Source organism: Kitasatospora sp. NPDC091257 (assembly GCF_044757675.1).
GTDB classification, from domain to species: domain Bacteria; phylum Actinomycetota; class Actinomycetes; order Streptomycetales; family Streptomycetaceae; genus Kitasatospora; species Kitasatospora lactacystinica.
The window spans coordinates 1-8,201 of record NZ_JBIVVI010000299.1 but is presented as its reverse complement, the minus strand read 5'-3'; the positions used below and the strand labels follow the sequence as shown (position 1 = coordinate 8,201).

Sequence of the window (8,201 nt, the reverse complement as noted above, 5' to 3'; positions counted from 1 at the left end):
CCGGCGGCCTGTGGGGCCGGCGGTGGGGCCGGTCAGGCCCCGGTCTGCGCGGGCTGGTCCTCGGTGACGGTGATCGCCCGGCCCGGGCAGAGGTCGGCGGCGAGCCTGACGTCGTCGAACTGCTCGGGCAGCAGCACGATCTGACGGAGTCTCACCAGGCTGTCCCGGTCGTCCTGGTCGAAGACCGCGGGGGCGTTCGTCACGCACATGCCGGAGCTGCAGCAGCGGTCCCGGTCGACGCTCACCTGCATGTCGGGCACCTTTCGTCAGGGCGGCGCCGGCTGCCCGGCGGCCGCCTCTCGTTGTCACGGTCAAACTAGCCGTCGCTGGTCCGTTTACGGACGGGTACGGTGGCCGGACCGAGAACGGCCGATTCGGCCCCTGTGTGTGAACCCCTCTGGCGGCACAATGCGTTTCAACCCGCGGTACTTCGCCGGACGGGTCGGCGGACCCGGCCGCGCGGACGGCCTCACAAGCCTTCGGCGGTGGCCAACTCCCGTACGGAGGCCACCGTGTCGGCCTCGGCGGCGCTCTTGTCCGGCCGGTAGCGCACCACCCGGGCGAACCGCAGGGCCGGCCCGGCGGGGTAGCGGGGGCTGCGCCGGAGGCCTCGAAGGCGACCTCGACGACCAGTTCCGGCCGGACCAGCACCGTCCGGGCGTCCCGCCCGGTCTCCCGGGCGAGCAACTCGGCGGTCTGCCAGGCGAGCGTCCGTTCGGTCAGCCCCTTGAAGGCAGGCTCGTGGCCCGGGTCGGGTTGAGCCGCAGCCGGGTGAGGATGCGCCAGTTCTTGAGCGCGGCGAAGCCGTGCTCGACGGGGGCGCGGGCGGCGGCGATGATCTGGTTGGCGGTCTTCCGGCCGGCGGTGAGCTTCTTCTTGCGGGTCCGCTTGGCCCCGGTGATGACCACCGGGTCGTCGCGGTCGGCATCGAGGCCGACGAAGCCGAGATCGGCCGGGGAGCCCAGGCCTGCGGTGCGCAGGTGCCGGCAGATCTTGTCGTGCCGGGCGGTCTTGATCTCGCCGGTCGTGCCGCGGCGGGCCGAGGAGATCCGGATAAGGTTGCCGCGCTCGTCGGTGAGGGCCAGGAACAGCAGGCCGTGGGACGTGTGTTTCCCGCTGTAGTTCTTGCGGTTGGCCTTCCCGGCGCGGCGGCGGGTGCGGATCAGGGTGCCGTCCAGCAGCACGACCTCGCCCCGGCCCGGGTGATCTTCTTCAGGGCGCGGTCCAGGCGCGGGGCCTTGGCCGCGAGCAGGGCGATCACCTCGTCGCACCAGCGGCGGATCGTGGTGGCCGCCACGGCGTTGCCGCCGGCCAGGTCGGCGGCGCGCTGGTCGTGGCGCAGCACGCGAGCACCAGCACCGCGAGCACCAGCACTGCGAGCACCAGCACCGCGATCTGTCCGGCCGAGCGGGACCGCCACCGGGAGCCGATCGCCTTCAGGTGGGCGCGCATCAGGTCGGCGACGTAGTTGACGGTGTTCGAGGACAGCGGCAGCGCGCACTGACATAAGACCGCAACGGTGGCCCGGACGCCCACCGCCGTTCCGCGCGACATCGCCGACTGTTCGGCATCCTCGCCTGCCGTGCAGGTCAGGGTTCGTTTCGCGGCCCGCGACGGATACTCCCCGAAGCCCAATCCTGCTGCGACCGGGGTGTGCCGGCGCATCTGGAACGCGGTGGACTCGTGGTCGCGATCGTTCTTCTGATCCTGCCCCTACCGTCTGCCCCTACCGTCTACGCGGCACGAGTCCGGTTTCGAAGGCGATGATCGCCAGCTGGACGCGGTCCCGAGCCTCGAGCTTGGCGAACAGACGCGCGACATGGGTCTTCGCGGTCGCCGCGCTGATCACCAGCCGCTCGGCTATCTCGGTGTTCGACAGTCCCTGCCCGACCAGTGCCAGCACCTCGCGCTCCCGGTCGGTGATCCCCGCGAGGGGACTCGAGTCCGCGGCGGGCGCGGCGTCCGGTTCGGGGGCCGCGGGGCCGGACGTTCCGGCGAAGTCCGCGATCAGCCGTCGGGTCACGCTCGGCGCGATCAGCGCGTCGCCCGCGGCCACCACGCGGATCGCTTCCAGGATCGCGTCCAGGGCCATGCTCTTGAGCAGGAATCCGCTGGCCCCGGCGCGCAGTGCGCCGTAGACGTACTCGTCGTGGTCGAAGGTCGTCAGCACCAGCACCTTGGGTGGGTCCGGCTCGGCGCTCGCCTGCCGGGTCGCCTCGATCCCGTCCATGCCCGGCATCCGGATGTCCATCACCACGACGTCCGGCCGCAGTTCACGCACCAGGCGCACCGCTTCGCGGCCGTCGCCGGCCTGGCCGACCACCTCCAGGTCGTCGGTGTCGCCGATCAGGATCCCGAGCCCGACCAGCATCAGCGGCTGGTCGTCGACCAGCAGCACCCGCACGCTCATGCCGGGAGCCTCGCCGTCACCCGGAATCCGCCCTCCGGACGCTGGCCGGCGCTGAACTGGCCGGACAGCAACGTCACCCGCTCGCGCATGCCGAGCAGGCCGAAGCCGCTGCCGCCGGCCCCCGCCGCGAACCTCGGACGGCCCGGCCCGCCGAGACCGTCGTCCCCGTCGTCCACCACTTCGATCCTCACTCCTGTCGGCTCGTAACCGACCGCGACCCGGCAGGTCCGCGCCCCGGAATGCCGCACCACGTTCGTCACCGACTCCTGGATGATCCGGAACGCCGACAGTTCGATCTCCGGCGGCAGTGGACGCCGCTCGCCCCGCCAGGTCACATGAACCCGCACCCCGGCGCCGGCCGTGCGTTCGGCGAGCTGCGGGACGTCGGCCAGGCTGCCGGCCGGCGCCAGCGGAGCGGCCTGCGGCATGGCGTCGTCGGGCTCGGCGCGGCGGAGCGCCCCGAGCATGCGCTGCAGCTCCAGCAGCGTCTCCCGGCTGGTGGTCTCGATGCCGGTCAGCGCCTGCCGCGTCTGCTCGGGCTTGGTCGCCACGACCCGCGCCGCCGCTCCCGACAGCACCGTGATGATCCCGATGCTGTGCGCGACGCTGTCGTGCAGCTCGCGGGCGATCCGCAGCCGCTCGGCCATGACGACGCGGGCCGCGGTCTGCTCCTGCAGGGCTTCGAGGTATTCACGGCGTTTGCGGTACACCCCCCCGAAGACCCACGCGACCGTGAACCACAACGCGAACTGTCCGGCCCACTGGGACGCGTCGCCGACGGTCTGCTCGCGGACGTGGAGGTCGTTGAAGAACGCGGCCGCGACGGCCGCGACGGCGCCGACGGCGGCAGCCTTGGGCCGCCGGACGGCGAGGTACCCGCCCAAGCCGACGAGCAGGACGAACACGATCGAGGGCCGCGCGCCGAAGGCGTCGCCGAGGACGGCTTCGCCCAGGACCGCGGCGAAGACCGCCGCCGGCAGACGGCGCACCAGCAGAACCGGCAGGGCGAGCACGACGCAGAGACCGAGTATCTGGAAGGGCGCGAGGTCGGGGAACCGGAACAGGCCCTCGTAGTGCGCCCAATCAGTGGGCAGCATCGTCAAGGCGAGAATCAGCGCGTACAAGCAGGTGGTGGCCAGCACCACGGCCTGTGACATCAGCCAGGTCACGCGTTTCGATGTCGAGAGACGCTGGAGAAGCTGTTCCATACGAAGATCGTATTCAGTGGCGTCGGCTCTGCGCGTCGCCCCGGGGATGTACGCCGGATACGCCCCCGGGCCGATGGCCTGGGAAGAGGTGACATCCGCCGGCCGACGCGGTGGATCGTGGTCCGTTCCTAGGTTCATGGTCATGACGAATGCACCGATGATCGATCTTCGCGACACGACAAAGAAGTACGACGACGGCCCGCCCGCACTGGCCGGCGTCACCTTGTCCGTGGCGGCTGGTGAGTGCGTGGCGATCCTCGGCCATTCCGGCAGTGGCAAGTCCACGCTGCTGAACCTGATCGCGGGTCTGGACAAGCCTTCCAGTGGCACCGTGACCGTCGACGGCACCCGCGTCGACCAGCTCGGCGAGGCCGGTTCGGCGAAGTACCGCCGGGCCTCCATCGGCATGATCTTCCAGTTCTTCAACCTGCTGGACGACCTGACCGTGTTGGACAACGTCATGGTTCCGGCGCAGCTGGCCGGGATGGGCAAGGGCGAAGCGAAGCGGCGGGCCGTCGAGCTGCTCGACTCGCTGGGCATCGACCGGCATGTCAAGGCCTACCCGCAGCGGCTGTCCGGCGGGGAACGGCAGCGGGTGGCGGTGGCCAGGGCCCTGATGAACGAGCCGGCGCTGCTGCTGGCCGACGAGCCGACCGGCGCTCTGGACTCGAGCTCGGCCGAGGACGTGCGCGAGCTGCTGCTGGACCTGAACAGCGACGGCCAGACCATCCTGCTGGTCACCCACGACGTGCAGCTGGCCGCGAGCACCGCGCGCCGCACGATCGAGTTGGTGGACGGCGCGGTCGAGCGGGACGTCGTCAACGACGGCAGCGGTGTCGGCCTGGCCGCCCGCACACCGCTGATTCGTCCGGCGGGAGAGGTCCGATGACACTGCGCAAGCCGCCGATGCCCCGGCGCGTCTTCGAGGTCGGTTTCCGGGCCGTGGCCCGCCTGCTGCCGGCGGTGAGCCGGTGAGCGCCTTGGGCAAGGTCGTACGCTCGGGCGTGGGCCGGCGTCGGGTCCAGTCCCTCGTCATGGCCCTGACGACGTTCGCCGCGGTGACGTCCTCAGTGCTCTCCCTCGGTCTGCTGACTGTCGTGCAGGCCCCGTTCGAGCACGCTTTCCGTGCGCGGAACGGGGCGCACCTGGCGGTCCAGTTCGACGGCTCGAAGGTCACGGCCGCGCAGGCCGCCGCCACCGCGCACGCCGCCGGCGTCACCGAGGCGGCCGGGCCGTACCCGGTCGCCGCCGCCCTGGACACGACGATCGGCACGGACTGCTCCAAGACGGATCGGGCCGGTCACGACAACGGTCCGATCACCGTCACCACCCGGCCCGACCTGGGCAGCACCTCCGGGATGGACCAGCTGGCGCTGACCCAGGGGCGCTGGCCGACGAGCCCGGACGAGATCGCCCTGCCGTGGCAGCACTATGCCGCCGACTGCTTCGGCGATTCGGTGGTGTTCTCCTCCCTGCCGGGCAAGCCGTCGTTCAAGGTCGTCGGCTTCGCCGGCTCGGTGACCGACAGCGCGACCGGCTTCGCCACCGCCGACGGTTTCGCGCGGCTCACCGCCGCCGGTGCCGAGTCCGACGAGCAGATGCTCTACCGGTTCGCCAAGGCCGGGACCGCCGCGGACATCGCCACCGACAAGCAGGCGGTGGCCGCCGCCGCGCCGGCCGGCGCGGTCGAGGCCGGACAGTCGTACCTGACCGCGGAGCAGCAGGCGACCGGCAACGCCAAGGCCTACGTGCCGTTCCTGATCGCCTTCGGGATCCTCGGGCTGTTCATGTCGGTGCTGATCATCTCGATCGTGGTCAGCGGGGCCGTGGCCTCGGGAATCCGGCGCATCGGGATTCTGAAGTCGTTGGGCTTCACCCCTTCGCAGGTGGCCCGCGCCTACACCGCGCAGGCCGTGATCCCGGCGACACTCGGCCTGGTGCTCGGCACGGTTTTCGGCAACCTCCTGGCCGTGCCGATCCTGGACGGGGCCACCAAGCAGCTCGGCGCGGCCAGTGCCACGATCCCGTTGTGGGTCAGCGCCGTGGTGCCGCTGGGCACCCTGCTGATCGTCGGCGTCACGGCTTTGATCCCGGCACTGCGGGCCGGCCGGATGCCGACGGTGCGGGCCCTGGTGGTCGGCCGCGCCCCCAGAGCCGGGGGCGGTCGGGTGGCGCAGCGTCTGGCTTCGCGGCTGCCGCTGCCCCGGGCCGTGTCGTTGGGGCTGGCCCAGCCGTTCGCCCGGCCGGCCCGGGTCGTACTGGTCGGTGCGGCGGTACTGTTCGGCGTCGTGAGCGTCACGTTCGCGGTGGGGCTGGAGTCCGGGTTCAACAAGTACCTGGACACCAGCACCTCGGGCTTCAACGTCGCGTCGAAGTTCGTGATGCCCACAGCCGACGTGGGCGTGCCCTGGGGTCGCTACGGCCCCAACGACCCGCGCACCCCGCACCTGGACGCCGCCGAGGTGGCCGCCGCGCTCGCCGAGATCCCGGGCACGAAGACCGCGTTCGGCTGGGGCGACAGCGGCGCGACCATGGTCGGCGCCCCGGCCGGCGGCGAACCGCCGAGGGTGTTCACGGTCACCGGCGACTTCTCCTGGACGCACCTGGAGCTGCTGTCCGGCCGCTGGTACTCGGCGCTGGGTGAGGCGGTGGTCGGCGACAAGCTGGCCTCGGCGGCGGGGATCCACGTCGGTGACGACGTCGCCGTGGTGCAGCAGAACAGGCAACTGTCGCTGAAGGTCGTCGGCATCAACTTCGACACCAACCAGGGCGACTACACGGTCATGACGGATGCGGCCACCTTCACCGCCGCCGGCCTGACCCCGCACATCGACCTGTTCAACGTGGAGCTGGCCGACAACGTCAGCGGATCGGACTGGTCCACCTCGGCCGCCGCCGCGCTGACCTCGCTGAACGCCTCGGTCCAGCCGAACTCGGGCGGGGGCAAGAACATCATAGTGATCACCATGGGCGCTCTGGTGGCCACGCTCACGCTGATGATGATCGCGGTCGCCGCGCTCGGGGTGCTGAGCACGGTGGTGCAGGACACCCGGGAACGGGTTCATGACCTGGGGATCCTCAAGGCCCTCGGGATGACGCCCAAGCAGACCGTCGCGATGGTGCTGACCTCGGTGTCCCTCACCGGCCTGATCGCCGGGCTGATCGGGGTCCCGCTCGGGGTCGCGGTGGAGAAGGCGACGCTGACCCCGATGGGGAACGCGATCGGCCGGCACCTGCCGCCGAGCGTGTCCCACGTCTACACCGCCGGGCTGCTCATCCCCCTGCTGGCCGGCGGGATCGTGATCGCCCTGCTCGGCGCACTGCTGCCGGCCGGCTGGGCGGCCCGGTCGCGGACCGCCACCGCGCTGCGGACCGAGTAGGACCGAGGGCGTGGCGCCCTACGGATGCAGGCCCCGTCCAGGGCACCGCTGCCCTGTCGGGACGGTGGAGGCGCCGCCCCGCAGGATTCCCCGGGTCGTGATCCTCCCGGCGAAGCCGAGGACACCGACGGCCCTCCTCGCTGGACCCCGCCCGGTGAACGCCCCGGCGTCGTACCTCGGAGCCCGGACGGGCGGGCCCGGCGCCAAGGCGTTCACCGGGCGTAGTCGACCTCGGGGAAGCCGGGGGAGGGACCGTCGAGCAGTCGCCCCCGGTCGCGGAGGTGGAGGTCGAAGAAGGCTCGCGGGTAGGCGCGTTGGAAGGCCTGTGCCCGGTGCTCGGGAATCGTCCCGACCTCTTCCTCCAGATCGGCCGGTGACTTGCCCAGGAGAGGGGCGATCAGCGGCAGGATCAGCACGTCGTCGCCGAACGACTGGTGCGCGGCTCCCCGTACGGTCAGGTGCAGGCGCCAGCCGCGCAGATGCGACCAGAACGCGCGCAGGGCGGGGTTGTTCTCCATGCTGCCCTTGCCGGGGGTGTCCACGACCAGGAACGGACGGTCGAGGCCGGCGTCCACCACCGGGCCCGCCGCGCCTCCGTCCAGGCTCATGCCCGCCGTGATCCGCCCGTCGGTGAGCATCGTCGCGGCGGTGGTGGCGCCGCCCAGGGAGTGGCCGAGCATCCCGACGCGCCGCAGGTCGAGCGCCCCGTGCAGGCCGGTGGGCAGCGGGGTGCGGCAGACGCCGGGGTGGCCACCCGAGCGGAGGACGGCGAGCCGGTCCAGGACGAAGCGGATGTCGTCGGTACGGACCGCGAGGGCCTTGGCGTAGTCGTTGATCCCGCCCAGCGGATTCGTCTCGACGCGTCCACCGGGGAAGGCGACCGCCGCCGCGTCGTAGGTGTGGTCGACGGTGACGACCAGGAAGCCGTGACTGGCGAGGTCTTCCACGATGCCGGTGCCGAACGACCGTGACGCGTCGGCGCCGGGGGAGTAGAGCACGACGGGCAGGGGGCCCGGTGGGCCGCCGACGGGAGCGCCCTCGTGGCCGTGGGTGGCTCCCAGTCGTATCCGGCCGGGAGGCAGGCCGAGGAGGCTCAGGTACCGGTCGGCCGCTGCCGGAGGCATCCAGGGGACGGTGGGGCGGTCCGCGCGGCCGCGGGCGGGGTACCAGAGGCTGATCATCAGCTCACGGCAGGGGCGGGAG

8 protein-coding genes are annotated in these 8,201 nt (G+C 71.9%); 2 read left to right on the top strand and 6 right to left on the bottom strand.

Annotation, left to right across the window (positions count from 1 at the left end):
* Positions 1–32: 32 nt before the first annotated feature.
* From ACIQOV_RS16275 to ACIQOV_RS16255, 5 genes are all read right to left on the bottom strand, one after another.
* A complete protein-coding gene (locus tag ACIQOV_RS16275) occupies positions 33–251 on the bottom strand; it encodes a ferredoxin (RefSeq protein ID WP_331768810.1) in 219 nt (72 codons plus the stop codon).
* A 468-nt stretch (positions 252–719) separates the two neighbouring features.
* Complete coding sequence (locus ACIQOV_RS16270) at positions 720–1,184, bottom strand: transposase family protein (RefSeq protein WP_401049059.1); 465 nt, start codon at positions 1,182–1,184, stop codon at positions 720–722.
* Complete coding sequence (locus tag ACIQOV_RS16265) at positions 1,163–1,345, bottom strand: hypothetical protein (protein ID WP_401049058.1); 183 nt, start codon at positions 1,343–1,345, stop codon at positions 1,163–1,165. The genes ACIQOV_RS16270 and ACIQOV_RS16265 overlap by 22 nt, the downstream gene beginning before the upstream one ends.
* A 381-nt stretch (positions 1,346–1,726) precedes the next feature.
* Positions 1,727–2,410, bottom strand: coding sequence for a response regulator transcription factor (locus ACIQOV_RS16260; RefSeq protein WP_331768813.1), 684 nt, complete (start codon positions 2,408–2,410; stop codon positions 1,727–1,729).
* On the bottom strand, positions 2,407–3,795 hold the full coding sequence (locus ACIQOV_RS16255) for a sensor histidine kinase (RefSeq protein WP_401049055.1): 1,389 nt from the start codon (positions 3,793–3,795) through the stop codon (positions 2,407–2,409). The genes ACIQOV_RS16260 and ACIQOV_RS16255 overlap by 4 nt, the downstream gene beginning before the upstream one ends.
* On the opposite strand from ACIQOV_RS16255, the gene ACIQOV_RS16250 reads away from it, so the two are divergent.
* Positions 3,761–4,507 (top strand): ABC transporter ATP-binding protein, encoded by a 747-nt coding sequence (locus ACIQOV_RS16250; protein WP_401049053.1) that lies wholly within the window; start codon positions 3,761–3,763, stop codon positions 4,505–4,507. The genes ACIQOV_RS16255 and ACIQOV_RS16250 overlap by 35 nt on opposite strands.
* Positions 4,508–4,652: 145 nt before the next feature.
* Positions 4,653–6,998, top strand: a complete 2,346-nt coding sequence (locus ACIQOV_RS16245; RefSeq protein WP_401049051.1) for an ABC transporter permease — start codon at positions 4,653–4,655, stop codon at positions 6,996–6,998.
* A 212-nt stretch (positions 6,999–7,210) separates the two neighbouring features.
* Here ACIQOV_RS16245 and ACIQOV_RS16240 read toward each other — a convergent pair.
* The coding region (locus ACIQOV_RS16240; protein WP_401049050.1) for an alpha/beta hydrolase family protein at positions 7,211–8,201 on the bottom strand (991 nt) is incomplete at its 5' end.